We start from the raw sequence: 26,462 nt of genomic DNA, 5'->3' as shown, positions 1-26,462 counted from the left end.
CTCCTGCCTGACGTCGCGCGCATGCCGCAGAACCGGGCAGGCGGGCGGGCGTAACGGAAAAAATAACCGACAGGGTGTGGATCACATGAAACGTATCGTTCTCGGCCTTCTGGCCGCAACTGCAATGGTTCTTCCGGCTTTCGCCGCGGATGTGCAGCCGGCCATCCTTTATGATCTCGGCGGCAAGTTCGACAAATCCTTCAACGAGGCGGCCTACCATGGCGCCGAAAAGTTCAAGACAGAGACCGGCGTCCCCTATGTCGAGTTCGAGGTCTCCAACGCTTCGCAACGCGAGCAGGCGTTGCGCCGCTTCGCCGAGGACGGCCACAACCCGATCGTCATGGCCGGCTTCGCCTGGGAGGATGCACTGAAGAAGGTCGCGACCGAATATCCCGATCTCAACTTCGCCATCATCGACGATGCCGTCGACCTGCCCAATGTCCGCTCGCTCGTATTCAAGGAGAATGAAGGCTCCTATCTCGTCGGCATCATGGCGGCGATGGCCTCCAAGACGAAGAAGGTGAGCTTTGTCGGCGGCATGGACATTCCGCTGATCCGCAAGTTCGAATGCGGCTATGTCGGCGGCGCCAAATCGGCAGGCGCGACCGACGTCATCCAGAACATGACCGGCGACACGCCGGCCGCCTGGAACGACCCGGCCAAGGGCGGCGAGATCGCCAAGACGCAGATCGACCAGGGTTCCGACGTGGTCTATGCGGCCGCGGGCGGCACCGGCGTCGGTGTGCTGCAGGCGGCGGCTGATGCCGGCAAGCTCGGCATCGGTGTCGATTCCAACCAGAACGGCCTCCAGCCCGGCAAGGTCCTGACCTCGATGCTGAAGCGCGTCGACGTTGCCGTCTACACCGCCTTCATGGACGGCAAGAACGGCACCTTCAAGGGTGGCGTCGAAAATCTCGGCCTCAAGGAAGGCGGTGTCGACTACGCCATGGACGATAACAACAAGGCGCTGGTTACCGACGAGATGAAGGCGGCGGTCGAGAAGGCCAAGGCCGACATCATCGCCGGCAAGGTCGAGGTGCACGACTACACCGCCGACAACGCCTGCCCGTATTGATCTGCCAAACCGACAGCAAACCGCCGGGCATGGTCCCGGCGGTTTTGTTTTGGAAGTCGCTGCCGGGTAGACGCAGACGTCTCGCAAGAAACACGACCCCAGGCCAATGGTGCAGTTGACAGTCGAACCCATGAACGAACGTGACATTGCAGCGGTGGCGCGATTGCGCGTTGCCGCCTTTTTCACGGGCACCGGACGAACGCTGGACGACGACGTGGCCGGACTTCGTAAACTGCTGCACGGCGACGGCTTCGAAACGGCGTTCGTGGCCCGGATCGGCGACGTGCCGGTCGGGACCTGCCTGCTGGTCCGCGACGAACTCGAACCGGCGCATGATCTGACACCATGGCTGGCCGGCCTGGCCATCGCTCCCGAGCACCAGCACCGAGGGATCGGCACTGCGCTGGTCAGGGCAATCGAAGCTCATGCCACATCGCTCGGCGTGGAGGCGCTTTATCTCTACACGTGGGAGGCGCGCGATTACTACATGAGGCTTGGTTGGATGGTCGTCGAGCCGTTCAGGCAGAACGGGGAGCCGATGGCGCTGATGTCGCGCCAATGTGGGCTATAGCTTTCCCGCCAGATAACCCAATGCGAAAGCCACGACCAGTCCAATGGCGACCGCAAGTCCGCGCCGGTCGCCGAGAGAATAGAAGCCGACATCATGCGGCTTGGCGGGGCCCCGGATCACCGGTTTAGCGTCCTCAAGACCGACAGCGCGCATCTGCGGCAAGTCGCCGATGCGCTGCGTGATCTGCCGCCAGCGCTCCGCGCCACCGGCGGCTTCGGTGCGGTCGAAAATATGCAGGTGCTCAGCAAGCTGGACCACGGCATCGCGAAAGGCTGGATCGATCTCCAGATCGCGCTCGGCCCGTTCGCGCTCTGCATCGTTCATCAGGCCAAGCACGTAGTCGCCGGCTCTTGCGATGCGATCGCTGGCCATCGCTCGACTTCCCTCCCCTACCAGTGCGGCGGCTTAGTCACCGGCACGTCGGGTGCCGCCTGTTCCTCCAGCGCCAGGAAGCGGTCGGTCAGCGCGTCGAGCTTGCGCTGCATGCGCTCGATCACCTTCCACTGCTCGGCGATCTGGCCGGACAGCTCCTCGATGGTCTTCTCCTGCTCGGCGGAGCGGATCTCCAGCGTCGTCAGCCGGTCGGCGGGCATGGTCATGCAAAGTCCTCAGGTATCGCGCGCAGTGTCAAATCGGCTTGCCATATTAGCGAATATGAGAGCTTCGGCCACGTTCGAAATTGACAAGCGCGCCGGGATTTGTCGAGAGTGGACGCTGCTCCGGCCAATTGGCACGGGCGGAGCGTCATGCTAGGCATTTTGACCAAGCGATAAAAAAATAAGAGTGGGACAGGCTGCATGGCGCATGCCGCGATTGAACTGGCCGCAATCGAACTGATTGGCATCAACAAGAGTTTTGGCGCCGTGCGCGCCAACCGCGACATCAACCTGGAAATCGCGCGCGGCACCATCCACGGCATCGTCGGCGAGAACGGCGCCGGCAAGTCGACGCTGATGTCGATTCTGTATGGCTTCTACCAGGCCGACAGCGGCGAGATCCGCGTCGGCGGCAAGCCGGCATCGATAAGCACGCCCAACGATGCGATCGCGCTCGGCATCGGCATGGTGCACCAGCATTTCATGCTGGTCGACAATTTCTCGGTCCTGGAGAACGTCATCCTGGGCGCCGAAAGCGACGCCTTGCTGAAGAAAAGCATCGCCAAGGCGCGTTCCGAACTGGAGCGGCTGGAGCGTGAATACGGCCTCGAGGTCGATCCCGACGCCATCGTCGAGGAATTGCCGGTCGGCCTGCAGCAGCGCGTCGAGATCCTCAAGGCGCTCTATCGCGGCGCCGAGATCCTGATCCTCGACGAGCCGACGGGCGTGCTGACGCCGGCCGAGGCCGACCACCTCTTCCGCATCCTCAAGCAATTGAAGGAGCAGGGAAAGACGGTGGTGCTGATCACCCACAAATTGCGCGAGATCATGGCCATCACCGACACGGTTTCGGTGATGCGCCAGGGCACGATGGTGGCGACCAGGGAAACGAAGAAGACCACCGTCGCGGAACTGGCCGAGCTGATGGTCGGGCGCCGCGTGCTCTTGCGGGTGGAGAAGGGCGAAGCGGAAGCCGGCGCGGTAAAACTCGCGGTCAAGAACCTGACGGTCAAGGATTCCCGCGGCGTCACCATGGTCGACGACATCTCCTTCGACCTGCGCGCCGGCGAGATCGTCGGCATCGCCGGTGTCGCCGGCAACGGCCAGTCCGAACTGCTCGAGGCGATCTCCGGCATCAGGCACGCCGTTTCCGGTTCGGTGATGCTCGAGGGCAAGCCGATCGATCTCACCGGCAAGGCCGATCCCGGCGAACTGCGCGACCGCGGCCTCGCCCATGTGCCTGAGGATCGCCATCATGTCGGGCTGGTGCTGGCCTTCGAGGAGAACGAGAATTCCATCCTCGGCTATCATGACGATCCCCGCTACCTCAGAGGACCCTTCCTCAACATCGATGCCATCGTTGCCGATGCCAAGGACAAGATCGAGAAATACGACATCCGCCCCGGCAATCCTCGGCTGAAGACGGCCAACTTCTCCGGCGGCAACCAGCAGAAGATCGTGCTCGCGCGCGAAATCGAACAGGACCCCGGCGTTCTCATCGTCGGCCAGCCGACGCGCGGCGTCGACGTCGGCGCCATCGAGTTCATCCACAAGCGCCTGATCGCCATGCGCGACCAGGGCAAGGCCGTGCTGGTCGTGTCGGTCGAGCTCGATGAGATCCGCTCGCTCTCGGACCGCATCCTGGTCATGTTTGCCGGCCGCATCGTCGGCGAACGCGGGCCGGAGGCGAGCGAGGGCGAGCTCGGCCTGCTGATGGCGGGTGTTGAGCGCCAGGAGGCGGCGCAATGAGCACGCCCTATGCCAAATTGCCGGCCTGGGCCGACTATGGGCTGATCCCGCTGATCAATCTGTCTGTGGCCTTCATCGTCGCGGGCTTCGTCGTGCTTCTGGTCGGCGAGAACCCGTTCCGTGCCGCCGTCATCCTGGTCGAGGGCGCCTTCGGCAAGGGAACAGGTATCGCCTTTACCCTCTTCTATGCCACCACCTTCATCTTCACCGGACTTTCGGTGGCGGTAGCAGCGCATTGCGGCCTGTTCAACATCGGCACCGAGGGGCAGGCCTACATCGCCGGCCTTGGCATCGCCATCGTCTGTCTCTCCTTCGACAGCGTGCTGCCATGGTGGCTGACATTTCCGCTGGCCATCGTGGCTTCGGCGGCCGTGGGCGCCTTGTGGGCGCTGATCCCCGCCTATCTGCAGGCCAGGCGCGGCTCGCACATCGTCATCACCACCATCATGTTCAACTTCATCGCTGCTTCGATCATGGTCTACCTGCTGGTCGGCCCGTTGAAACCGGCAGCCTCGCAGGCGCCGCAGACGCGCAACTTCCTGGCGGGCGCGGAATTGCCGAAACTCAACTGGGTCATCGAGCTGTTCGGCGCCAAGATCCGCTCGGCACCACTCAACATCTCCTTCATGCTCGCGCTGCTCATGGCCTTCCTGGTCTGGCTGCTGATCTGGCGCACCAAGCTCGGCTATGAGATGCGCACCTACGGCCACAGCCCAAAGGCGGCGCGCTATGCCGGCATTTCGGAAACCCGCATCATCATCACCGCCATGATGATCTCGGGTGCGCTCGCCGGCATGATGGCGCTCAATCCGGTGATGGGCGACCAGCACAATGTCGCGATCGACTTCGTCAGCGGCGCCGGTTTCGTCGGCATCGCCGTGGCGCTGATGGGTCGCCTGCACCCTGTCGGCATCGTGCTGGCGGCCATCCTGTTCGGCATGCTCTACCAGGGCGGCGCCGAACTCGCCTTCGAGATGCCTGCCATCAGCCGCGACATGATCGTGATCATCCAAGGGTTGGTCATCCTGTTCGCCGGTGCTCTCGAACACATGTTCAGGCCTTACATCCAGGCGCTGTTCGCCTCGCTCAGCCCGAGGTCGGTCGGCATGGAAGCGGTCAAGGGAAAAGGCGCCTGAGATGGACACCTTCAACGCCATCGTCCAGACGTTGGACTCCACCATCCGCCTCTCGGTGCCGCTGCTGCTCGCCTGCCTGGCCGGCCTCTATTCGGAACGCGCCGGCATCTTCGACATCGGCCTCGAAGGCAAGATGCTGGTCGGCGCCTTCGCCGGTGCGGCGGCCGCGTCGGTCTTCCATTCCGCCTTTCTCGGACTGGGCATGGCGATCCTGATCTCGGTCGCGTTCGCCATGATCCACGGCTTTGCCTCGATTACCCATCGCGGCAACCAGATCGTTTCCGGCGTGGCGATCAACTTCATCGCCGCCGGCTCGACCATCATCCTCGGCCAGGCCTGGTTCCAGCAAGGCGGGCGCACGCCGGCGCTGGAACCAGCCGAGCGGTTCGAGGCGATCACATGGCCCGGCGCCGAGACGATCCGCGACGTGCCGTTTCTCGGGCCGATCTATTCGGAACTGCTGTCGGGCCACTCGATACTGGTCTATCTCGCCTTCGCGATGGTGCCGTTCACCTGGTGGGTGCTGTTTCGCACGCGCTTCGGGCTGCGGCTGCGCGCGGTCGGCGAAAACCCAGCCGCCGTGGACACCGCCGGCATCTCGGTCGCCTGGCTGCGCTACAGGGCGCTGATCTGCACCGGCATCCTGACCGGCGTCGCCGGCGCCTATCTGTCAATGGTGCAGAATGGCGGCTTCGTGAAGGACATGACCGCCGGCAAGGGCTACATCGCGCTGGCCGCATTGATCTTTGCCAAGTGGAAGCCGGTCAACGCCATGTTCGCCTGCCTGCTGTTCGGCTTCCTCGACGCCCTGTCGATCCGCCTGCAAGGCTCGCCGCTGCCGCTCATCGGCAAGGTGCCGGTGCAGTTCATGCAGGCCCTGCCCTATATTCTCACCGTCATCCTGCTCGCCGGTTTCATCGGCAAGGCGATCCCGCCGCGCGCCGGCGGCGTGCCTTATGTCAAGGAACGCTGAGGATCGAGGGCGCGACGCAAAAGGCGCGCCGGCTTATGGACAAGATCATCGGAGAGAACACCGAAATGTCGCATGAATTATTCGAAGCGGCGAAGGCTGCCATGGCCAAGGCCTATGCCCCCTATTCGAAATTTCCGGTCGGTGCCGCACTTCGCACCGAGGACGGGCGCGTCTTCACGGGCGCCAATATCGAGGTCGCCTCCTATCCGGAAGGCTGGTGCGCCGAGACGACGGCGCTCGGCCATTACATCATGGGCGGCGGCGGCAAGATCATGGAAATCGCCGTCCTTGCCGAGCGCATGGCCAAATGCTCGCCTTGCGGCGGCTGCCGGCAGCGGCTGGCCGAATTCTGCCGTCCGGAAACGAAACTCTATCTCTGCGACAATGCGGGCGTCGCCGAAACCGTGACCATGGGCGACATGCTGCCTTACGGCTTTCGCGGCGACATGCTGAAATGAAGGAAGCGCTCGACCATCTGATCGAACGGCTGGACGGCCTGGCGCCGACCACGGCGCTGGTGCTGGGCTCTGGCCTGGGAGGGCTGGTCAGCCAGGTCGAGAACCCGATCCGTGTTTCCTATGCCGATCTGCCCGGCTTTCCCAGAAGCGGCGTTTCCGGCCATGCCGGAGAGGTGGTGGTCGGGCTGTTTGCCGGCACGCCGGTGCTGATGCTGTCGGGCCGCGCCCACTATTACGAGCACGGCAACGCGGCGGCGATGCGGCCGGTGCTGGAGGTGCTTGCCGGCACCGGCATCACCAAGCTGATCCTCACCAATGCCGCCGGCTCGGTCGATCCGGAGATGGGGCCGGGTTCGGTGATGCTGATATCGGACCACATCAATTTCTCCGGCACCAACCCGCTGATCGGCGAGCCGAGCGACCGCCGTTTCGTCGGCCTGACCGAAGCCTACGATGCCGGCATCCGCAAGGCGATCGAACAGGCGGCGAAGGCGACCGGCACGGCGCTGCACAAGGGCGTCTACATGTGGTTCTCCGGCCCGTGCTTCGAAACGCCGGCCGAGATCCGCATGGCGCGCATCATGGGCGCCAACGCGGTCGGCATGTCGACCGTGCCGGAAGTCATCCTTGCCCGCTTCCTTGGCCTGCGTGTCGCCGCCTGCTCGATCATCACCAATCTTGCCGCCGGCATGACCGGAGCCGAGCTTTCGCACCAGGAGACCAAGGATATGGCCCCGGTCGGCGGCGCGCGGCTGGCGACGATCCTGAAGCGTGTGTTCCGCGACGGACTGTTGGAGAACTGATGCTTCCGCAGGAAATCATCCGCCACAAGCGTGACGGCCACAGACTGCCGGCGCGCGAAATCGCCGACTTCATCGCTGGCGTAACCGATGGCGCCGTCCCCGATGGCCAGGTCGCGGCTTTCGCCATGGCGGTGTTCTTCAACGGCATGAGCCGCGACGAGGCCGTGGCGTTGACATTGGCCATGCGCGATTCCGGCGACGTGCTCGACTGGTCGGACCTGCCCGGCCCGGTCACGGACAAACATTCGACAGGCGGCGTCGGCGACAACGTCTCGCTGATGCTGGCGCCGATCGTCGCTGCCTGCGGCGCTTATGTGCCGATGATATCCGGCCGCGGCCTCGGCCACACCGGCGGCACGCTGGATAAAATGGATTCCATCCCCGGCTACGCCAGCCAGCCCGACATCGCGCTGTTTCGCAAGGCGGTGCTGGAGGCGGGTTGCGCCGTCATCGGCCAGACCGCGGACCTCGCGCCGGCCGACCGCCGGCTCTATGCCATCCGTGACGTGACCGGAACCGTGGAGTCGGTGCCGCTGATCACCGCCTCGATCCTGTCGAAGAAACTGGCAGCAGGCCTGGGCTCGCTGGTGCTCGACGTCAAGGTCGGCAATGGCGCCTTCATGGAGAAGTCGCGCGACGCGACGGCGCTCGCCAACAGCCTGGTCGAAGTCGCAAGCGGCGCCGGACTGAAAGTTTCGGCGCTGATCACCGGCATGAACGAACCGCTGGCCTCGGCCGCCGGCAACGCGGTCGAGGTGCGCAACGCCGTCGATTTCCTGACCGGCCGCCTTCGCGACCGGCGCCTGGAGGATGTGACGCTGGCGCTCGCCGCCGAAATGCTGCAGGCGGCGGGTCTGGTGCCGTCCAACCAGGACGGCATGCGGCGGGCCACCGAAACGCTTGCCAGCGGCCGCGCCGCCGCCACCTTCGCGCGCATGGTGACGGTGCTCGGCGGCCCCGCCGATTTCATCGACAAGCCGGAACGATATTTGCCCGTTGCGCCAACGGAACACGCGGTGAGAGCGATCGCGGACGGCTTCGTCACCGGCATTGCCACGCGTGATATCGGCCTTGCCGTGGTCGGGCTGGGCGGCGGCCGCACCCGGCCAGACGACAAGGTCGACCCGGCGGTCGGCATCACCAGGCTGTTGCCGGTCGGCGCCGAGGTTCGAGCTGGCGAGCCGCTGGCGCTGGTCCATGCCCGCTCGGTGTCCGACGCCGAAGCCGCGGCGGCAACGGTGCTTTCGGCCTATGCGATCGGCGCTTCCAAGCCGCCTGCCGACAAGTCGGTCATCCGGCGCATCCTGCCGCGTGGCTGATATGACCCAACCCCGAACGGCCGTGCCCGCTCACTGGACAAGAAGCAGCGTGCCGTTTTCGGCCTGATATTTGCCCAGCCGATTGAGAAAGCTCATGCCGATCAAATTGGTGTGCAGCGCCTTGTCGTCGAGCACGATGGCCTGCACGTCGTTGACGGTGATGCTGCCGATCTGCAAGCGGTCGATCATCACCACCGCCGCCTTGATCGTGCCGTTGGCCGTGTTGACCTCATGACTGAAATCCGACGGGTTCAGCGACAGACCGATCCTGCGCGCCGTCGAGGTGTTGACGGCGACCAGTGTCGCTCCTGTATCGATCATGCCGTCGATCTGGCGTCCGTTCAGTTTGAAGGCCGACGAGAAATGCCCTCGCGCGTCGGCCGTGACGACAACCTTGCGGCCCATCGGCAACGGCGCCACCGGCTTGTCGGGAGCCGCTGCCAAGGCGACCTCCGGACGGGCGTCGGCCGCTGGCTTGGCCGTCACCGCCGTTTTCAGCAGGCTTTCGAACATCTGCGGATTCGACTGATAGACAATCGGGATGGATGCCGATGTACCGGCAAAGACGCTGAGGACAAGTAGCTTGCGCAGCATGGATCGGCCCTGGCGCATGACCCCGAAAATCGGGATCGATTTTCGGAAAGGATCACGCGCGAATTAAAGTGTCGCAGCGTCCGACAGGACGCGCGGCGCTGTCGTGAAGGCCGATCCTTAACGCCGGGATGGTGTTTGCCGTTTTAACGCCGCTCGAAACCGCGCCGTTGCGTAAACTTTCGGTAAATCACTTTGTCCCGTACATGCGGTCGCCGGCGTCGCCGAGGCCGGGCATGATGTAGCCCTTCTCGTTGAGCTGGCGATCGATGGAAGCCGTGAAGACGGGAACGTCGGGATGTGCCTTGGTGAAGCGCTCGATGCCTTCGGGCGCCGCCAGCAGGCACAGAAAGCGGATGTTGGTGGCGCCGCGCCCCTTCAGCTTGTCGATCGCCGCGATGGCGGAATTGGCGGTGGCCAGCATCGGATCGACGACGATGACCAGCCGGTCGGCAAGGTCGCTCGGCGCCTTGAAGAAATATTCGACCGCCTCCAGCGTCTCATGGTCGCGATAGAGGCCGATATGGGCGACGCGGGCCGCCGGAACCAGGTCGAGCAGGCCTTCGAGCAAGCCATTGCCGGCGCGCAGCACCGAGGCGAAGACCAGCTTCTTGCCTTCCAGCGTCGGCGCCTCCATCGTTTCGATCGGCGTTTCGATGGTCGTCGTCGTGAGTTCGAGATTGCGCGTCACCTCATAGCCGAGCAGCAGCGAGATCTCGCGCAGCAGCCGCCGGAAACCGGCCGTCGAGGTCTCCTTCTTGCGCATGATGCTCAGCTTGTGCTGGACAAGCGGGTGGTCGACGACGGTGACGCCCTTCATGATGTGCTCCGACGTGGTTCGTGGTGAGTAGCCAATAGTGAGTAGTGAATAGTGAGCCGATTTGCGAGTCCCGATGCGCGCTCCGCCAAACTGCTCACTGCTGGCCACTCCCTGTCCACCCAGCCTTCATTCACCTGGCCTTCGCATCCAGCCGGCTGAGCAGCGTTGCCTTGGTCTTCCTGTCGACGAAAGCGGCCTCGATGGCCGTTCGGGTAACGGCCGCCAGCGCCTTCTCGTTCATCGAGAAATACTCGGCCGCAATGTCGTATTCGCGTTTCAGCGAGGTCCAGAAATAGGGCGGATCATCCGAGTTGAGCGTCACCTTGCAGCCGGCCGCGAGCAGGGCGGGGAACGGGTGGGCGGCGAAACTGTCGAACACTTTCAACGCAATATTGGAGCCGGGACAGCATTCCAGCACCACGCCCTCATCGGCGATGCGCCGGACAAGATCGGGGTTTTCGATGGCGCGCACGCCATGGCCGATGCGTGACGGGCGGATATGATCGAGCGCCGCCTGGACCGTCTCCCATCCCGTCAGCTCGCCTGCATGGATGGTAATGCCGAGCCCGGCCTCGCGGGCAATCTCGAAAGCCCTGACATAGTCCTCCATATCGCCAACCCTCTCGTCGCCGGCGACGCCGAAACCGGTGACCAGCGGGTGCCCGCAGCGCGCGGCGAAACGCGCTGCCTGCTCGATGGACTCGACGCCGGCATGGCGCACTCCCGTGACGATCATACGGCCCTCGATGCCGGTCTTGGCCTTGGCGCGGGCCATGCCTTCGCCGAGCGCATCCGTATAAGCCTTCGGCGACAGCCCCGCCTTCGTGGCATGGTCCGGCGAGGTGAAGACCTCCGAGTAGATAGCGCCGTCACGCGCCAGGCTGGTCAGATAGTGGTCAGCCAGCCGTGCATAGTCTTCCTCGGTCCGGAACAGGTCGGAGGCGAAGTCATAGGCGGCGAGAAAAGAGGTGAAATCGTGCCAGACGAAAGAGCCGTTCTGGATATAGGGCGAGATGTCCTTGCCGTATTTCTGCGCCTGTCGGATGACGAGTTCCGGTGCCGCTGCCCCTTCGATATGGCAGTGCAGTTCCGCTTTCAAAGGCATTCAAACATCCCGTCGGTCAGTCCAGGTCTCGAAACCCGCCACCTGGAAGCGCGGCCGAACACCGCGCCTTAAACAATAGCGCCCGCACCATCGATCGGCTATGGTCCCGCCGGTTTTATGACGGATCAAAAAAATGTCAGTTGAGAGAACCACGGCCGCCGGCGGCATGGAAACCTCCTATGGTTTCAAGCGTGTAGGGGCAGGCGACAAGCAGCCCCTGGTCAACGATGTTTTCCACAAGGTCGCCAACCGCTACGACCTGATGAACGACCTGATGTCGGGCGGCCTGCACCGGCTGTGGAAGGATGCCATGGTAACCTGGCTCAATCCGCCGAAGCGGCCGGGCTGGCGCGTGCTCGATGTCGCCGGCGGCACCGGCGACATCGCCTTTCGCATCGTCGATGCCAGCCATGGGCATGCTCATGCCACCGTGCTCGACATCAACGGCTCGATGCTCGCCGTCGGTCGCGACAGGGCGCAAAAGAAAGGCATGTCCGGCAACACCGACTTCGTCGAAGCCAATGCCGAGGAACTGCCGTTCGCGGACGCCACCTTCGACGCCTACACCATCGCTTTCGGCATCCGCAACGTCCCCAGGATCGACGTCGCTCTCAGCGAAGCGTTGCGCGTGCTGAAGCCGGGCGGGCGGTTCCTGTGCTTGGAATTTTCCGAGGTCGAGATGCCGTTGCTCGACAGGGTCTATGAGGCCTGGTCGTTCAAGGCCATTCCGAAGATCGGCAAGGCCGTCACCGGCGACGGCGAGCCTTATTCCTATCTGGTCGAGTCGATCGCGAAATTCCCCAACCAGGCGAATTTTGCTTCCATGATAACCCGCGCGGGCTTCGATCGGGTCTCGTTCCGCAACTATTCCGGCGGCATCGCCGCGCTTCATTCGGGCTGGAAACTTTGAGGCAGGCCCGGGCATGAGCACCGTCAGCGCTGGATTTCGGCTCATGCGGGCCGGCTGGGTGCTTGTGCGCGAGGGCGTCGTCGCCGCTTTGCCCGGCGAGGAACTGTCCGGCCTGCCGAAATTGGGCTGGCGGCTGGCGCGGCTGTTTACCCGCCGCCGCGCGCTCGCCTATGAGCGCAGCGATCGGCTGGCCAAGGCGGTGGTCCGGCTCGGGCCGTCCTATGTCAAGCTGGGCCAGTTTCTGGCGACACGACCCGATGTCGTCGGCAACGACATGGCGCTCGATCTCGCCATGCTGCAGGACAAGATGCACACCTTCCCGACGGCCGAGGCGGTGGCGGCCATCGAGGGCTCGCTCGGGCGCAAGCTCGGCGACCTCTACACGCAGTTCGGCGACCCGGTCGCCGCGGCCTCCATCGCCCAGGTCCATGCCGCTGAAACCGTCGATGGCGGCGTCGCCAGGAAGGTAGCGGTCAAGGTGATCCGGCCGGGCGTGCGCCGCCGCTTCTTCCAGGATCTCGAAAGCTATTTCCTCGCCGCCCGCCTGCAGGAGAAATACATCCCCTCCTCACGCCGGCTGCGGCCTGTGGAGGTGACCGAGACGCTGGCGCAGACCACCAAGATCGAGATGGACCTGCGCCTCGAGGCGGCCGCGCTTTCCGAACTTGGTCAAAGCACCAGGGAGGATCCGGGCTTTCGCGTCCCTTCCGTCGACTGGGAGCGCACTGGCCGCGACGTGCTGACCATGGAATGGGTCGACGGCATCAAGATGAACGACATCGCCGGACTCGCCGCCGCTGGACACGATCTGAGGGCAATCGCGGCCAACCTCATCCAGTCGTTCTTGCGCCATACGCTGCGCGACGGCTTCTTTCACGCCGACATGCATCCGGGCAACCTGTTCGTCGAGGCTGATGGCACGATCGTCGCGGTCGATCTCGGCATTGCCGGCAGGCTCGGCAAGAAGGAGCGCCGGTTCCTCGCCGAAATCCTCTACGGCTTCATCACGCGCGACTATCTGCGCGTCGCCGAGGTTCATTTCGAGGCCGGTTACGTGCCGCGCCAGCACAATGTCGCGGCCTTCGCCCAGGCGATCCGCGCCATTGGCGAGCCGATCCATGGCCAGCCGGCCGAGACCATTTCCATGGCCAAGCTTCTGACGCTGCTGTTCGAGGTGACCGAACTCTTCGACATGGCGACACGGCCCGAACTGATCCTCCTGCAGAAAACCATGGTGGTGGTCGAGGGCGTGGCGCGCACGCTCGATCCGGCCTTCAACATGTGGAAGACCGCCGAACCCGTGGTCAGCGGCTGGATATCAGGAAATCTCGGGCCAAGCGGCCTGCTGGCCGACGCCCGCGACGGCGGCAAGGCGATGCTGACGCTGATCCGCCAAGCCCCCGAGTTGGCAGCGCGAACCGAGCGGCTGTCGCGCGAGATCGACCTGATGGCCGAGCATGGCCTGCGCTTCGACGAGGCGACGGCCCGTGCCATCGGCAAGGCCGAAGCGCGCTACAACCGCTCCGGCCGCGTGGCGCTTTGGGTGATAGCTCTTACGCTGGTCTATATCGCCTGGAAGCTTCTTTAGCCTCGCCCCATTCGAAGCGTGGCTTGCGGCAATTTGATTGCATTGCTATCATTGCTAACGGACAGGACGAGCAGAGTGCAATCACATGGCCAGCATCACGATCCGCAACCTCGACGATGAGGTCAAGGAACTGCTGCGTCTGTTGGCAGCGGAAAACGATCGCTCCATGGAAGAACAGGCGCGGGTGATGATCCGTGCCGCTGTCGACGGTCAGATCGGCCCCGTTGGCCGCCTCGATCAGATCGAGAAAGCCCTCAACCAACTGGCGAGTTCGCAAGGCACTCCGATTCCGGTGCCAACTCCGGTGGGCAAGGGCCTGCCGCGGAGTAGCCTCTCCGGCAAGCGCATCCTGCTCATCATCGGCGGCGGCATCGCCGCCTACAAGGCACTCGACCTGATCCGCCGTCTGCGTGAAAGGGGTGCGGCGGTGCGCGTGGTCATGACGTCGGCTGCGCGGGAATTCGTCACCACGCTGTCCGCCGGTGCGCTCTCGGCAGACCATGTCTTTACCGATCTCTTCGATCGCAATGACGAGCACGATGTCGGCCATATCAGGCTATCGCGCGAGGCCGATCTGCTAGTGGTGGCGCCCGCCACCGCCGACCTGATGGCCAAGCTCGCCAACGGCCACGCCAATGATCTTGCCTCCACCGTGCTCCTGGCCACCGACAAGCCGGTGCTGATGGCGCCGGCCATGAACCCCAGAATGTGGGCGCATCCGGCGACGCGGCGCAATCGTGCGGCGCTGCACAAGGATGGCATCACCTTCGTTGGCCCCGCCAAAGGCGAGATGGCCGAGAGCAACGAGGCTGGCGAAGGTCGCATGGCCGAGCCGCTGGAGATCGTCGCCGCCATCGAGGCGCTGCTCGATACCGGATCCAAGCCGCTGGCCGGCAAGAAGATCATCGTCACGTCAGGCCCGACGCACGAGCCGATCGACCCCGTTCGCTACATCGCCAACCGATCGTCGGGAAAGCAGGGCCATGCCATTGCGGCGGCATTGGCCAGGCTCGGCGCCGACGTGAGGCTGGTCTCCGGTCCCGTCAGCATCGCCGATCCGGCTGGTGTGAAGACCATCCATATCGAGCGGGCGCAGGAGATGCGCGATGCCGTGGAACAGCTTCTACCGGCCGATGCGGCGGTATTCGTCGCCGCCGTCGCCGATTGGCGCGCCGACAGCCCGGCCGGCGAGAAGATCAAGAAAGCGCCGGGCGAAGGCCCGCCGGTGCTGCGCATGATCGAGAACCCCGACATCCTTGCGGGCGTCGGGCATCACAAGCAGCGGCCGGCGCTGGTGGTCGGCTTCGCCGCCGAGACGCAGGACCTTTTGCGCAACGCCGAAGCCAAGCTGAGGAAGAAGGGCGCCGACTTCATTGTCGCCAACGACGTGTCGCAGACCAGCGGCGTCGGTCCGTCCGGTGTGATGGGCGGCGACCGCAACCGTGTTCGCATCGTCTCGAAGGCCGGCGTCGAGGAATGGCCCGAGATGAGCAAGGACGAAGTCGCGGCCCGGCTCGCCACCCTGATCGCAGAACGGCTGAAAACGATCGTGGTTTGACGAGCTGGATCGTCGGAATTCCGCAAAAACAAAGGTTTAGCGCGGGCTGGCGATTCTATCGAACGCTGAACGTGTTAGTCGGCAAGAAGCTCCGCGGTCCGTGCAAGCGCACTGCCGAAGCCATTGAGCGGAATGGAGAAGCTAACCGCTTGCCCCGTATCCGCCGCGAAGGCATCGACCTTCAAGGTGGTGCCCGCCTTGAGCACGGGGACGACCTTGGCATCGAACGCCACCGGCACCAGGCAGCCGACGGCTTGGCAAGTGTTGAACTGCAGACTGCCGTCCAGCTTCTGGTCGTCGATCGTCAGGGTGACGCCCTTGGCGAGCGCCAGGCCGAACGGCAAAGCGAGCGTACCGGTCGCGTCTTCGCCCGTCCTGCTCGACAGCTCTATCGCCAGCAGACGCTGGTTGCTTTGCTTGTTGAACTGCTGGTGTGACAGGCTGCATGCCTTGGCCGCGCCCGATATCTGGCAGTTGACCGCCCAGTCGCCATGGGTTTCGGACAGGGCCGATGCGCCGCCGGGCAACTGTGGCTGGTTGGCGGCGGGCGCGGCCGCCGCTTTGTCGCCTTTTGTCTGCGCCGCCGCGGCCGGCAGACCGGCGATGCAGGCAGCCCCCAGCATCGCCAGCAGATACGCGTGCTTCCTCATAAGGACCCCTTTTGCCCGGCTCCATCCCTGAGCCAGCTGGAAGCTGACCCTGAAGGACGCACTGTCGGCGTTCTGTTTGACCGTTTCCTCGAAGGCGCCGTTACATCCGACGGACATGCCGACGCCGTTGACGCCATGGAATTGGAGGCCGGCGTCAGCCCGATAGAGCGGCGAATCGATCGCTTCCGTCAAGTGCGATGCGGGCGGCGGGGCAGATTCTCCTCCGCCGCGAAGGGGGCGCGATCACGCGATTTCCTGTTATTCGGCACTCTGGCGTGGCACGAGGGGACAAACGCACTATATGTAGAGGGAATTTTGTTTGTGCGGGAATGAGCAGATGTTGGCGCTTCGGCCATCAACGGTTTTCATGACGGCGGCATTGGCAGCCTCGACGCTGGCGGGCATCTGTCTGCCTGCTTCCGCGCAGGTGCTCATTCCCTCCGTCGACAACAACGCGTTGATCCAGCAGAACGATCTGCAGGCCTTGCAAAACCGTGTCCAGCGGCAGCAGTTTCAGCAGCAGCAGCAACAGAATCGGGCTCAGGACCGGGTGATCGTGCAACAGCCGCCGCCCATCGTGCCGCGGGTCAGGCCGAACTGCCAGACCCAGATAATCGGCAACACCGCCGTAAGCACCTGCCGCTGAGGCGGGCTTCCCTTTTATTTAGCCGACTTACATGGTAGGGGCGTTCCGGTGCCCTTGCGGCAGTTTGGGTTTTGCAACGACACCGCGTCACGGTATGGGCACTGCACCGACTGGATTTTACGAATGGCAGCCACCAAGAAAAAGGCCGTGCGCAAGGCCAAGAAGGGCGAGACGATCCGCCAGGTCGCGGCTATCCCTTTTCGGCTGGACCAGCGCGGCGACATCGAGGTGATGCTGGTCACCTCGCGCACCACCAGGCGCTTCATCGTACCCAAGGGCTGGCCGATGAAAGGCAAGAGCGGACGCAAGGCGGCCACCATCGAGGCGCAGGAAGAAGCGGGCGTGCTCGGCAAGACCCTGAAGCAGCCGGCGGGCACCTATTCCTATTGGAAGCGGCTGGCCAACCGGTTCGTGCGCGTCGATGTCATCGTCTATCTGTTGGAAGTAACGCAAGAGCTTGCCGACTGGCAGGAAGCCAAACGGCGGCAACGGGCCTGGCTGGCGCCGGCCGATGCGGCCATGCTCATCGACGAACCCGAACTTTCGACGCTGGTAAGGACCTTGAAGCTTCCCCAGCCGGCACAAATCGGCCCTACGTAAAGGCCTCACGCCCCGGCGCCGTCCTCTTCGGGGAGCGGTCGCGCTGGCGTCCCGGCATAGGCCCACAGCCATTCGCGTGGCAGCGGACCTTTGTTCCGCTCGGCTTGCTGGGATTGTTCCCAGGCATGCGCCAGGATGCCGACCGAGCGCGACAGCACGAAAAGCCCCCGCGTCAGCGGTGGCGGAAAGCCGAGCTCGCCGTAAATGACGGCGGTCGCGCCATCGATGTTGAGCGGTATCTTTTTGCCCTTGCGCCGCGCGACCTCCGCCTCGATCGCCTCGGCGATATCGGCGAAGCGGCCATTGATCACGCCGCGCGCGGCAAACTCCCGAGTCAGTTCCATCAGGCGCGGCGCGCGCGGGTCGACCGGATGGAAGCGATGGCCCAGCCCCGGCACGTAGCCCTTTTCCCCGGCAAAGAACCGGTCGAGCTGCCCCGAGACAGCCTCTTTCAGCGTCGTGCCGCCATCGAGCGCCGCGGCAATGTCGCCATAGAAGGCAAGCGCCTGCTCGCCGGCGCCGCCATGCACGTCGCCAAGCACGTTGATGGCCGAAGCCATGGCGCTGTTGATGCCGACACCGCAGGTCGCCGCCATGCGGGCGATAGCGATCGACGGCGCCTGCGGCCCGTGGTCGACTGCGGCGCCCAGCGCAATGCCGAGCAGCGCGGCCTGTTCCTCGCTGGGCAATTCGCCGCGCAGCATCAGCCAGATGACAGCCGGGAAGCTGACGCGGCCGATCAGGTCCTGGATTTCATAGCCGCGCAGCCGGATGACGCCCGGCCGCATTTCGATAATGCCGGTCTGCCACCACTCCTCTGCACGCTCGCGGCCCGTCTTTTGCTCACTCATATCGTCTTTTGCTCGTTCATGTGAGTGCCTTTGTCTTCGCTCGGGGCGACAGGCCGGCGAAAACCTCGTCCATGTGCTCGCCCAGGGCCGGTGGCGGGGAGGCCGGCAATGGAGCCGTACCATCGACCATGAAGCCGCCGCGCAGAACCGTCAGCGGTCTCTCCATGTCAGCCACGCCGTCGAAAGCCCTGGTCATCTGGCGCTCCAGCACCTGCGGTTCGGCCAGCACTTGCGGGATCGTCAGCACCCTGCCCGCCGGCACCCCGGCGCGGTTCAGTTTTTCTTCCCACGCAGCCGCCGGGCCATTCGCCAGGGCCCCCTCGATCTCGATCTTCAGCGCCGCACGGTTCCGCTTGCGCGTCTCGCGCTCGGCAAAGCGTGGATCCGACGCCAGCTCCGGCCGTTCGATAAGCCGGCAAAGCGTTACGAACTGCTCCTGCTTGTTGGCGGCGATGTTGAGCAGACCGTCGCCGGTGCGAAAGGCGCCCGACGGTGCCGCCGTCATGTTCTCATTGCCCATCGGCTTGGGATCGACCCCGGCCGTCAGATAGTTGGAAACCGGCCAGCCAAGCGCCGACAATGTGCATTCAAGCATCGACACGTCGAGAAAAGCACCCTCGCCGCTCGTCTTCTGCCTTACCAGCGCCGAGACGATGGCGAAGGCCCCGACCAGTCCGCCCAGCGTGTCGGCGACGGGATAGCCGACCCGCAAGGGTGCCGTCTCCGGCGTGCCGGTGATGCTCATAATGCCCGAAAGGCCTTGGATGATCTGGTCATAGGCCGGATTGTCGCGCATCGGCCCGGTCCGGCCAAAGCCCGATATCGCGCAGTAGACAAGGCTGGGGCGAACCGCCTTCAGCGCCTCGTAACCGAGGCCAAGCCGGTCCATGACGCCGGGGCGGAAGTTTTCCACCAGCGCATCGGCGCTGGCGACCAGGTCGAGCAAGCGTTCGCGCTCGGCTTCCTTCTTGAGGTCGAGCACGACGGAGCGTTTGCCGGCATTCTGAGCCAGGAACGAAGCTCCCATGCCGGCCTGGTTGAGTTCCGGCGAACCGCCGAGCTGTCGCGCCAGGTCGCCGCCTTGCGGCGCCTCGACCTTGATGACGTCGGCGCCGAGCAGCGCCAACTGGTAGGCGCAGTAGGGCCCGGCCAGGACGTTGGTCAGGTCGAGCACGCGAATGCCGGAAAGCAGGTCTGTCATGTCACTTCAAATCGATCAGGCATCGCCCGGCACATGCTCCGGCCCCCGCAATCGGCGGCGTTCGATGTAGGCCCAGATATGCGGCCCGACCAGGCCGATGAAGGCCAGCGTCAGCAGGGTCAGCGACAGCGGGTGCTTGTAGAACACCGACCAGTCGCCGTTCGAGATCGTCATGGCGCGGCGGAATTGAGTTTCGGCGAGCGGTCCCAGGATCATGCCGATGATGACGGGCGCGGTCGGGAAATCGAAGCGCCGCATCAGGAAGCCGGCAGCACCCAGGAGATAGAGGATGGCGAGGTCGATCGGCGACTGCGAAATGCCGTAGGTGCCGACGGTGGCGAAAACCAGGATGCCGGCATAGAGCTGCGGCGCCGGGATCTTCAGCAGCCGCACCCAAAGCCCGATCAGCGGCAGATTGAGGATGACGAGAATGACGTTGGCGATGAACAGGCTGGCGATCAGTCCCCAGACCAGGTTGCCTTGTGTCGTCAGAAGCAGCGGGCCTGGATTGATGCCGTAGCTCTGGAAGGCCGAAAGCATGATTGCCGCCGTCGCCGAGGTCGGCAGCCCGAGCGTCAGCATCGGCACCAGCACGCCGGCGGCCGAGGCATTGTTGGCGGCCTCCGGACCGGCTACGCCCTCGATGGCGCCAACCGTGCCGAATTCCTGCTTGTGCTTCGAAAGCTTCTTTTCGATGGCATAGGACAGGAAGGTCGGGATCTCGGCGCCGCCGGCCGGCATGGCGCCGATCGGGAAGCCGATCGCGGCGCCGCGCAACCAGGGCTTCCACGAGCGCCTCCATTCGGCCGCCGTCATATAGAGCGAGCCCTTCAGCGGCACGATCTCGTCCTTGCCAGCATAACGGCGCGAGGCCATGTAGAGCGTCTCACCGACGGCGAACAGGCCGACGGCGGCGATGATGACGTCGACGCCGTCGAGCAGTTCGGTCATGCCGAAGGTGAAGCGCGGCTGGCCGGTCTGCAGGTCGACCCCGATCATGCCGATAACAAAGCCGGCGAACAGGCTGGTCAAGCCGCGCACCGAGGACGAGCCCAGCACCGCCGAAACCGTGATGAAGGCCAGCACCATCAGCGAGAAATATTCGGCCGGGCCGAAGGCCAGCGCGAACCTGACCACGATAGGCGCCAGGAAGGCGACGCCCAGCGTCCCGAGAGTGCCGGCGACGAAGGAGCCGATCGCCGAGGTGGCAAGTGCGGCGCCGCCGCGCCCGGACCGGGCCATCTTGTTGCCTTCCAGCGCGGTGACGATGGTAGCGCTTTCGCCTGGCGTGTTGAGCAGGATCGAGGTCGTCGAGCCGCCATACATGGCCCCGTAATAGATGCCGGCAAACAGGATGAAGGAGGCCTCCGGCGCAACCTGGTAGGTGATCGGCAGAAGCAGCGCGATGGTCAGCGCCGGTCCGAGGCCGGGCAGCACGCCGATGGCGGTGCCAAGCGTGGTGCCGAGCAGGCACCACAGAAGGTTGACCGGAGTGAAGGCGACGGCGAAACCGTGTGCCAGATGGCCTAGCGTTTCCATGGCGTCAGCCCCTCAGCGTGCTGGTGAACGCATCGATTACCGTATTCAGCTGGTTCTCGATGAAACCGGCGCCGATATTGACGCCGAGCGCCCTGGCGAAGCCGAAATAGGCGGCCAGCGCCAGCACGAGGCCAGTGAGCGCATCGCGCAGCGTATGCTGGCTGCCGAAGCCGTAGCAGACCAGAACGAACATGATGACGGATGCCGCGGTGAAGCCGAGCGGCTGGATCAGGAGCAGGTTGGCGACAAGGCCGATGACGACGAAGCCCATCGCCTTCCAGTCGGTCGGCGTCTCCTTTTCCTCCTCCGGCTGCCAGCCGCCGCGCAGTGCGGTGACGATGAGCAGGAGCGAAAGAACCACCAGGCCGAACATGGTGAGGTAGGGAAAGACGGTCGGGCCGACCTTGGAGTAGAGCGGCGACACCGGGATCGCCAAGGTCTGCCAGGCGACCGCCCCGGCACAGGCCAGAAGCCCGATGCCGATCAGCAGTTCGGGTACGGCAAGGCGCGAGGACGCAGCCTGCTGGTCGCTGGTGCTCATGAATGTCCTCCCAAGACAGCCGGCGTCTCACAGCCGGCTTTTATCCTATCTTCATCCCCGGTGGATCGCATGTCCATGCGAACGGCGGGAGGAAAAAGGGCGGACCATGGACCCGCCCCCTTCAGGGAAATCAGGCGAGCCCGAGATCCTTGAGGATGGCTTCGATGCGAGCCGTATCCTCGGCAAGGAACTTCGCATAGTCGTCGCCGGTGAGCAGGATGGGCGTCCAGTTGCGGTTCTTGCATTCCGTGGCCCAGGCATCGCTCTTGGCCATGGTCTCGACCAGCGTGATCATCGCCGCCTTATCGGTATCGGAGACGCCGGGGGGTGCGAAGACGCCGCGCCAGTTGAACAGTTCGACGTCGATGCCGGCTTCCTTCAGCGTTGGCGCATCGATGCCCTCCTGCCGCTTGTCGGCGGAAATGGCGAGCAGCCTGAGCGCCCCGGCCTTGACCTGTTCGGAGAACTCGCCAAAGCCGGAAATGCCCGCCGCCACCTGGTTGCCGAGCAGCGCTGACAGCGCCTCGCCGCCGCCCGCGAACGGCACGTAGGACAGGTTTGTCGCCGGCACGCCCGCCGTCTTGGCGATCAGGCCGAACAGGATATGGTCCGAACCGCCGGCCGAGCCGCCGGCGACGGGAACCTTCGTCGGATCCTCTTTAAGCGCGGCGACGAAGTCGGCGGCCGTCTTGAAAAAACGGCGAGGCCGCCGGCACCACCAGCGCTTCGAACTCGCCGGTGAGCCGGGCGATCGGCGTGACCTGCGTCAAATTATTGGCAGCCTTGTTGGCGATGATGGCGCCGACCATGACCATGCCGCCAACCATCAGCGAATTGCCCTTGCCGTTCCATTGACTGATGAATTGCGGCAGCCCGACCGTGCCGCCGGCGCCGCCGACATTGGTGATCTGCGAGCCGGAGATCAGCTTCTCGCTGCGCAGCACCTGGTCCATCGTGCGCGCGGTCTGGTCCCAGCCGCCACCGGGCGCCGCCGGCACGAAAATCTGGATCTGCGGCGTGCCTTGGGCAAAGGCGGGAGAAAGACGCGACGCCACCAGCCCGGCGGCCCCCGCGGCAGCGGTGCTCATCAAAAATTTGCGTCTGTTCAGCATGGGATTCCTCCAAATCACGACACCTCCTCCGGTGCCCGCCAAAAACGCGCCTGAAACCAGACCCGTGCTTGAGTTCAAGCAGACTTTACCGCGTTCCGTCAACAGGAACGATATTCTGCTGGACAGAATGCTTGAGCTGCGCGACACAATCGCGCCGCTCGACCTTTGTTCGACTGGGAACCAATGAATTCGGCAGGCAAACCAGCTGGCATCGAAATCCGGAGCGCGTCAGCCGACGGTGTTGCCGCGCTTGACCGGGCCATTGCCATCCTCGATGCATTCACCACGGCGGACCGCTCGCTCAGCCTTTCCGAGATCGCGGCCCGAACCGGCCTCTATAAGAGCACCATTCTGCGGCTGGCCAATTCGCTTTTGCGCGGACAATTGCTCGAGCGCCTGGACGACGGACGCTACCGCATCGGACCGGCCAGCTTCCGGCTCGGCGCGCTCTATCAGCGGTCGGTCGTGGCGGTCGACATCCTGCTGCCGATCATGCGCGATCTCTGCGAGCTAAGCTGGGAAAGCGTTGCGTTCTATGTCCGGTCGGGAGACGTACGCACCTGTCTCTATCGCGTCGAGTCCAAGCATCCTATCCGCTATACGATCCGCGAGGGTGACGTCCTGCCGTTGCTGGTGGGCTCCGGCGGGCGTGTGCTGGCGGCGTTTTCCGGACAGCCGGGCGAACCGTACGAAACCATCCGCAAGACCTGCAACTGCCTCGCCATCGGCGACCGCGACCCGCAGACGGCGGGCGTCTCGGCGCCGGTGTTCGGGCCTGGGCGGGTTCTGCTCGGCGCCTTGACCCTGGCCGGCCCGAGCACACGCGTCGACGCGGCCTTCCTGCGGCGCATGCGGCGGCCGCTGCTCGAGGCGGCGGCCCGTGCCACCCGCGCCTTCGGCGAGGATGCCTCGATGCTCGATGAAGCGGCTCGCGAAGCCGCGGTGCAAACGGATAATGCCAGTCCCGGCGCGGTTATCAGGAGCAGACGGCGTTCTCGAATCATTTCGACGCCCTTGCGGAACGATCGCTAATGCATGCCGCCCAAAGGGACCTCGGCTTTGGGAGAACGACGTAAAACAAGAAAGCTAAGCGCAGCGCATGAATCCGTTTCGACGCCGCGCGCTTTAGGCACTTGGCGAGTGCTCAGGCCAACCGCTCCAGCAGGATGGTCGGGGTTTCGTGATAGATGGTCCGCGCCACCTCCCGGTAGCCGCACTTCGTCGCCACGTTCAAGGAAGCGGTGTTTTCGGGGTCGATGATGCAGACGGTTTTGCCACGTCCGAAGGTCTCGTCGCCCCAGCCAAGCACGCGGCTGACGATCTCGGTGGCGAGGCCGGCGCCGTGGGCGGCCGGAGCGAGCGCCCACCCGGCCTCCGGAATGCCCTCTATCGGCGGCTCCATATCGCGCTTGAGGTCGTGAAACCCGGCCTCACCGACGAAACGGCCCGTCGCCTTGTCCTCGATCGCCCAGAAACCGTAGCCGAGCAGCGACCAGAGCCCGGCGTGACGCAGGAAGCGCATCCAGCTCTCTTCTCGCGTGCGCGGCCTGCCGCCGATGAAGCGGGTGACGACCGGATCGGCCCACATGGCGACATAGGCGTCGAAATCCTCCAGCCGGTGCGCTCGCAGGATGGCGCGCGTCGTTTCGATAACCGGAACGCCGCTTGTGTCGTGATGGGTCATGGGTCGCCCTCGCTCAAACCTGCAGCACCTAGCAAATCACCGGCCGCGAGCAAGGGCCAGGCCGGCGCGGATCATCTTCCAGACAGACGGCGCGCGCTTGGCGTGTCTCGATCCAGCCGGGACAGTCGTTCCTCCGATGGTCCGGCCGCGCCTCATGGGCCGCCAGCCAGAACGGTTGCGGATATCAGCACTTTGCCATTTGAGTACGATTGCAATCTGTTAGCCTGCGCTAGTTGTATCCGTGCAGCCGGTGTCGAGGAGAACTCCGCGCGGCGGTTGAAGATTTAAGCTCTGGGAGGAAATCACGATGAGAAGATTTGTCGCCGCTCTGGCTGCCGCCGTGGCCGTCACGCTTTATCCCGTCGCCGCAGGCGCGCAAACCTATCCCGAACGCACCATCACCGTCGTGGTGCCGTTTGCGGCCGGCGGCCCGACCGACACGGTCACGCGTCTTGTCGCGGAAGCCATGTCCAAGGATCTCGGCCAGCAGGTCATCGTCGAGAATGTCGGCGGCGCCGGTGGCACGCTGGGCGCTGGCCGCGTCGCGAAGGCCGAGCCGGACGGTTACACCCTGCTCCTCCATCACATCGGCATGGCCACCAGTGCCACACTCTACCGAAAGCTCGCCTACGACACGCTGAACGCCTTCGAATATGTCGGCCTCGTCACCGAGGTGCCAATGACCATCGTTGGCCGAAAGGACCTCGAGCCGGCCGATTTGAAGGGATTGGTCGAGTACGCCAAGGCCAACAAGGATAGCGTCACCGTAGCCAATGCCGGCATAGGTGCTGCCTCGCATCTCTGCGGCATGCTGTTCATGAGCGCTATCAAGACGCCGCTGGTCACCGTCCCCTACAAGGGCACCGGCCCGGCCATGACCGATCTCCTCGGCGGCCAGGTCGACATCATGTGCGACCAGACGACCAACACCACCAAGCAGATCCAGGGCGGCACGATCAAGGCTTACGCCGTCACCTCGCCGGAGCGCCTCGATGTGCTGCCCGATGTCCCGACGACGACGGAAGCCGGCCTTCCCGACGTGCAGGTCAGCATCTGGCACGGTCTTTATGCCCCCAAGGGCACTCCGGCGGAGATCACCGAACGGCTGTCGAAATCCCTGCAGGTCGCGCTGAAGGACGAGAACGTCGCCGCCCGCTTCGCCGAGCTCGGCACCAGGCCGTCGCCGCAGGCCGACGCGACGCCGGCCGCGCTGAAGGCCAAGCTGGAAAACGAGATCGCGCGCTGGAAGCCGATCATCGAAGCCGCCGGCCAATACGCCGACTGAGTTTTGAACGGGGCGCCGCCGGCGCCCCGTTTTCGCTTCGGTATCGTCGCGCGCCCGCAGCTTGGGAGGAATGTCATGAAGGCTTTCGCAATCGACAGGACGAACGGCATATGCGCTGCGCTGTTCATCGTTTTCGGCGCATTTTTCGCGTTGCAGTCGCTCGGCCTGGAAATCGGCACCGCCTTCCGCATGGGGCCGGGCTATTTCCCGCTGGTGCTGGCGATCGTGCTGATCCTGCTTGGCCTCGTCATCCTCGTCCAGGCGATGCGATTCGAGGGCGATCCGATCGGCTACATTGCGTGGCGCGGCTCGCTGTTCATCCTTCCCGCTCCGATCTTCTTCGGCCTGACGGTGCGCGGCCTCGGCTTCATTCCGTCTATCTTCCTGACGGCGCTGATCGCATCGTTCGCCAGCGGCCGCATGAAACCGCTGACTGCGTTCGTGCTGTCGACCGGCCTGACCCTGTTTGCATTCCTCGTCTTCAGCTACGCGCTCGGCCTTCCGTTCCGGCGCTTTGGCCCATGGCTGCCATTGTGAGGAGATGAGCATGGAGCTCCTCGGCAATCTGGCGCTCGGCTTTTCGACCGCTTCATCGCTGACGAACCTTGGATTCTGCTTGATCGGCGTCCTTCTTGGCACGCTGATCGGCGTCCTGCCCGGGATTGGCGCCACCGCGACCATCGCCATGCTCTTGCCGATCACCTTTCAGATCGGCGACCCGGTTTCCTCCCTCATCATGCTCGCCGGCATCTATTACGGTGCGCAATATGGCGGCTCGACCACAGCCATTCTCATCAACATGCCCGGCGAATCGTCCTCGGCCGTCACGGCGATCGACGGCTATCAGATGGCCAGGAACGGCCGCGCCGGCGCGGCACTCGCGATTGCGGCGATCGGTTCGTTCTTCGCCGGCACGGTGTCGACCTTCCTCGTCGCCATCTTCGCCCCGCCGCTGACCTCGATCGCGCTGGAGTTCGGCGCGGCCGAATATTTTTCGCTGATGGTCGTCGGCCTCGTCTCGTCGGTCGCGCTTGCGCACGGTTCGATCGTCAAGGCGCTGGCGATGGTCGTGCTCGGTCTGTTGCTCGGCATTGTCGGCAC

Annotated in this window: 28 protein-coding genes and 1 pseudogene; 17 read left to right on the top strand and 12 right to left on the bottom strand. The window is 64.5% G+C overall.

Translation table 11 applies throughout. The annotated features are described in order from the left end of the window. Positions 1-85 precede the first annotated feature (85 nt). Together FJ973_RS15040 and FJ973_RS15035 are read left to right on the top strand one after the other, a co-directional pair. Complete coding sequence (locus FJ973_RS15040) at positions 86-1,075, top strand: BMP family ABC transporter substrate-binding protein (protein WP_140496350.1); 990 nt, start codon at positions 86-88, stop codon at positions 1,073-1,075. 130 nt (positions 1,076-1,205) lie between these two features. Next, on the top strand, positions 1,206-1,646 hold the full coding sequence (locus tag FJ973_RS15035; RefSeq protein WP_224681353.1) for a GNAT family N-acetyltransferase: 441 nt from the start codon (positions 1,206-1,208) through the stop codon (positions 1,644-1,646). Here the strand turns inward: FJ973_RS15035 and FJ973_RS15030 are convergent. Together FJ973_RS15030 and FJ973_RS15025 are read right to left on the bottom strand one after the other, a co-directional pair. After that, on the bottom strand, positions 1,641-2,018 hold the full coding sequence (locus FJ973_RS15030) for a hypothetical protein (protein WP_140496352.1): 378 nt from the start codon (positions 2,016-2,018) through the stop codon (positions 1,641-1,643). The genes FJ973_RS15035 and FJ973_RS15030 overlap by 6 nt on opposite strands. Before the next feature lie 17 nt (positions 2,019-2,035). Beyond that, on the bottom strand, positions 2,036-2,245 hold the full coding sequence (locus tag FJ973_RS15025) for a SlyX family protein (RefSeq protein WP_140513732.1): 210 nt from the start codon (positions 2,243-2,245) through the stop codon (positions 2,036-2,038). A gap of 213 nt (positions 2,246-2,458) precedes the next feature. Between FJ973_RS15025 and FJ973_RS15020 the strand changes: the two genes are divergently transcribed. The 6 genes from FJ973_RS15020 to deoA all read left to right on the top strand — a co-directional run bounded on the left by FJ973_RS15020 (position 2,459) and on the right by deoA (position 8,680). Continuing rightward, the gene (locus tag FJ973_RS15020; RefSeq protein WP_140513932.1) at positions 2,459-3,991 is read left to right on the top strand and encodes an ABC transporter ATP-binding protein; all 1,533 of its coding nucleotides are present in this window, start codon (positions 2,459-2,461) and stop codon (positions 3,989-3,991) included. Continuing rightward, positions 3,988-5,127 (top strand): ABC transporter permease, encoded by a 1,140-nt coding sequence (locus FJ973_RS15015; RefSeq protein ID WP_140556487.1) that lies wholly within the window; start codon positions 3,988-3,990, stop codon positions 5,125-5,127. The genes FJ973_RS15020 and FJ973_RS15015 overlap by 4 nt, the downstream gene beginning before the upstream one ends. Before the next feature lies 1 nt (position 5,128). Beyond that, positions 5,129-6,100 (top strand): ABC transporter permease, encoded by a 972-nt coding sequence (locus FJ973_RS15010; RefSeq protein WP_140496358.1) that lies wholly within the window; start codon positions 5,129-5,131, stop codon positions 6,098-6,100. Positions 6,101-6,165: 65 nt separating this feature from the next. Next, positions 6,166-6,558, top strand: a complete 393-nt coding sequence (gene cdd / locus FJ973_RS15005; protein ID WP_140522725.1) for a cytidine deaminase — start codon at positions 6,166-6,168, stop codon at positions 6,556-6,558. Next, entirely contained in the window at positions 6,555-7,361 is an 807-nt protein-coding gene (locus tag FJ973_RS15000) for a purine-nucleoside phosphorylase (RefSeq protein WP_140496360.1), read from the top strand. The genes cdd and FJ973_RS15000 overlap by 4 nt, the downstream gene beginning before the upstream one ends. Continuing rightward, positions 7,361-8,680, top strand: coding sequence for a thymidine phosphorylase (deoA, locus tag FJ973_RS14995; protein ID WP_140556485.1), 1,320 nt, complete (start codon positions 7,361-7,363; stop codon positions 8,678-8,680). Before FJ973_RS15000 ends, deoA begins: the two co-directional genes overlap by 1 nt. A 30-nt stretch (positions 8,681-8,710) precedes the next feature. Here the strand turns inward: deoA and FJ973_RS14990 are convergent, their stop codons facing one another. The 3 genes from FJ973_RS14990 to FJ973_RS14980 form a co-directional block, all read right to left on the bottom strand. Further along, positions 8,711-9,274, bottom strand: a complete 564-nt coding sequence (locus FJ973_RS14990; protein WP_140556484.1) for a TIGR02281 family clan AA aspartic protease — start codon at positions 9,272-9,274, stop codon at positions 8,711-8,713. A gap of 187 nt (positions 9,275-9,461) precedes the next feature. Further along, positions 9,462-10,091 (bottom strand): uracil phosphoribosyltransferase, encoded by a 630-nt coding sequence (gene upp, locus FJ973_RS14985; protein ID WP_140496366.1) that lies wholly within the window; start codon positions 10,089-10,091, stop codon positions 9,462-9,464. 130 nt (positions 10,092-10,221) lie between these two features. After that, positions 10,222-11,196: an adenosine deaminase gene (locus tag FJ973_RS14980; RefSeq protein ID WP_140556482.1), complete on the bottom strand. Its 975-nt coding sequence runs from the start codon at positions 11,194-11,196 to the stop codon at positions 10,222-10,224. Positions 11,197-11,329: 133 nt separating this feature from the next. Here FJ973_RS14980 and ubiE point away from each other — a divergent pair, with 133 nt between their 5' ends. The 3 genes from ubiE (at position 11,330) to coaBC (ending at position 15,252) form a co-directional block, all read left to right on the top strand. Continuing rightward, positions 11,330-12,106: a bifunctional demethylmenaquinone methyltransferase/2-methoxy-6-polyprenyl-1,4-benzoquinol methylase UbiE gene (ubiE, locus tag FJ973_RS14975; RefSeq protein WP_140513738.1), complete on the top strand. Its 777-nt coding sequence runs from the start codon at positions 11,330-11,332 to the stop codon at positions 12,104-12,106. Positions 12,107-12,119: 13 nt separating this feature from the next. Further along, positions 12,120-13,694, top strand: coding sequence for a 2-polyprenylphenol 6-hydroxylase (ubiB, locus tag FJ973_RS14970; RefSeq protein WP_140556481.1), 1,575 nt, complete (start codon positions 12,120-12,122; stop codon positions 13,692-13,694). 85 nt (positions 13,695-13,779) lie between these two features. Continuing rightward, positions 13,780-15,252 (top strand): bifunctional phosphopantothenoylcysteine decarboxylase/phosphopantothenate--cysteine ligase CoaBC, encoded by a 1,473-nt coding sequence (coaBC, locus tag FJ973_RS14965; RefSeq protein WP_210240111.1) that lies wholly within the window; start codon positions 13,780-13,782, stop codon positions 15,250-15,252. 74 nt (positions 15,253-15,326) lie between these two features. On the opposite strand, the gene FJ973_RS14960 is transcribed toward coaBC, so the two are convergent. Beyond that, on the bottom strand, positions 15,327-15,902 hold the full coding sequence (locus FJ973_RS14960; RefSeq protein ID WP_140556479.1) for an invasion associated locus B family protein: 576 nt from the start codon (positions 15,900-15,902) through the stop codon (positions 15,327-15,329). A gap of 367 nt (positions 15,903-16,269) precedes the next feature. On the opposite strand from FJ973_RS14960, the gene FJ973_RS14955 reads away from it, so the two are divergent. Together FJ973_RS14955 and FJ973_RS14950 are read left to right on the top strand one after the other, a co-directional pair. Continuing rightward, positions 16,270-16,548 (top strand): hypothetical protein, encoded by a 279-nt coding sequence (locus FJ973_RS14955; protein WP_224557047.1) that lies wholly within the window; start codon positions 16,270-16,272, stop codon positions 16,546-16,548. 123 nt (positions 16,549-16,671) lie between these two features. Further along, positions 16,672-17,148 carry an NUDIX hydrolase gene (locus FJ973_RS14950; RefSeq protein ID WP_140496381.1) on the top strand — a complete coding sequence of 159 codons (477 nt, stop codon included), beginning with the start codon at positions 16,672-16,674 and terminating at the stop codon, positions 17,146-17,148. Positions 17,149-17,153: 5 nt separating this feature from the next. Here the strand turns inward: FJ973_RS14950 and FJ973_RS14945 are convergent, their stop codons facing one another. The 5 genes and pseudogenes from FJ973_RS14945 to FJ973_RS14925 all read right to left on the bottom strand — a co-directional run bounded on the left by FJ973_RS14945 (position 17,154) and on the right by FJ973_RS14925 (position 22,392). Further along, positions 17,154-17,999, bottom strand: a complete 846-nt coding sequence (locus tag FJ973_RS14945) for a citryl-CoA lyase (protein WP_140556477.1) — start codon at positions 17,997-17,999, stop codon at positions 17,154-17,156. A gap of 16 nt (positions 18,000-18,015) precedes the next feature. Continuing rightward, positions 18,016-19,200: a CoA transferase gene (locus tag FJ973_RS14940; protein WP_140556476.1), complete on the bottom strand. Its 1,185-nt coding sequence runs from the start codon at positions 19,198-19,200 to the stop codon at positions 18,016-18,018. A 15-nt stretch (positions 19,201-19,215) separates the two neighbouring features. Further along, positions 19,216-20,739 (bottom strand): tripartite tricarboxylate transporter permease, encoded by a 1,524-nt coding sequence (locus tag FJ973_RS14935; protein ID WP_140556474.1) that lies wholly within the window; start codon positions 20,737-20,739, stop codon positions 19,216-19,218. Positions 20,740-20,743: 4 nt separating this feature from the next. Continuing rightward, on the bottom strand, positions 20,744-21,280 hold the full coding sequence (locus FJ973_RS14930) for a tripartite tricarboxylate transporter TctB family protein (protein WP_140556472.1): 537 nt from the start codon (positions 21,278-21,280) through the stop codon (positions 20,744-20,746). A 130-nt stretch (positions 21,281-21,410) separates the two neighbouring features. Continuing rightward, positions 21,411-22,392 (bottom strand): annotated as a pseudogene (locus tag FJ973_RS14925) (tripartite tricarboxylate transporter substrate-binding protein). A gap of 183 nt (positions 22,393-22,575) precedes the next feature. Between FJ973_RS14925 and FJ973_RS14920 the strand changes: the two are divergent. Beyond that, positions 22,576-23,424, top strand: coding sequence for an IclR family transcriptional regulator (locus tag FJ973_RS14920; RefSeq protein ID WP_224680568.1), 849 nt, complete (start codon positions 22,576-22,578; stop codon positions 23,422-23,424). Positions 23,425-23,536: 112 nt separating this feature from the next. On the opposite strand, the gene FJ973_RS14915 is transcribed toward FJ973_RS14920, so the two are convergent. Next, entirely contained in the window at positions 23,537-24,076 is a 540-nt protein-coding gene (locus FJ973_RS14915; protein ID WP_140556470.1) for a GNAT family N-acetyltransferase, read from the bottom strand. Between the two features lie 307 nt (positions 24,077-24,383). On the opposite strand from FJ973_RS14915, the gene FJ973_RS14910 reads away from it, so the two are divergent. The 3 genes from FJ973_RS14910 to FJ973_RS14900 all read left to right on the top strand — a co-directional run. Further along, complete coding sequence (locus tag FJ973_RS14910) at positions 24,384-25,361, top strand: tripartite tricarboxylate transporter substrate-binding protein (protein WP_140496395.1); 978 nt, start codon at positions 24,384-24,386, stop codon at positions 25,359-25,361. Between the two features lie 75 nt (positions 25,362-25,436). Beyond that, positions 25,437-25,898 carry a tripartite tricarboxylate transporter TctB family protein gene (locus FJ973_RS14905; RefSeq protein WP_140496398.1) on the top strand — a complete coding sequence of 154 codons (462 nt, stop codon included), beginning with the start codon at positions 25,437-25,439 and terminating at the stop codon, positions 25,896-25,898. Positions 25,899-25,908: 10 nt separating this feature from the next. Next, positions 25,909-26,462 (top strand): tripartite tricarboxylate transporter permease (locus tag FJ973_RS14900; RefSeq protein ID WP_181170913.1); only part of this gene is annotated, 554 nt, incomplete at its 3' end.

It is taken from the genome of Mesorhizobium sp. B2-1-3, from assembly GCF_006442495.1.
GTDB lineage: Bacteria > Pseudomonadota > Alphaproteobacteria > Rhizobiales > Rhizobiaceae > Mesorhizobium.
This window is presented reverse-complemented; position numbering and strand designations above follow the sequence as displayed.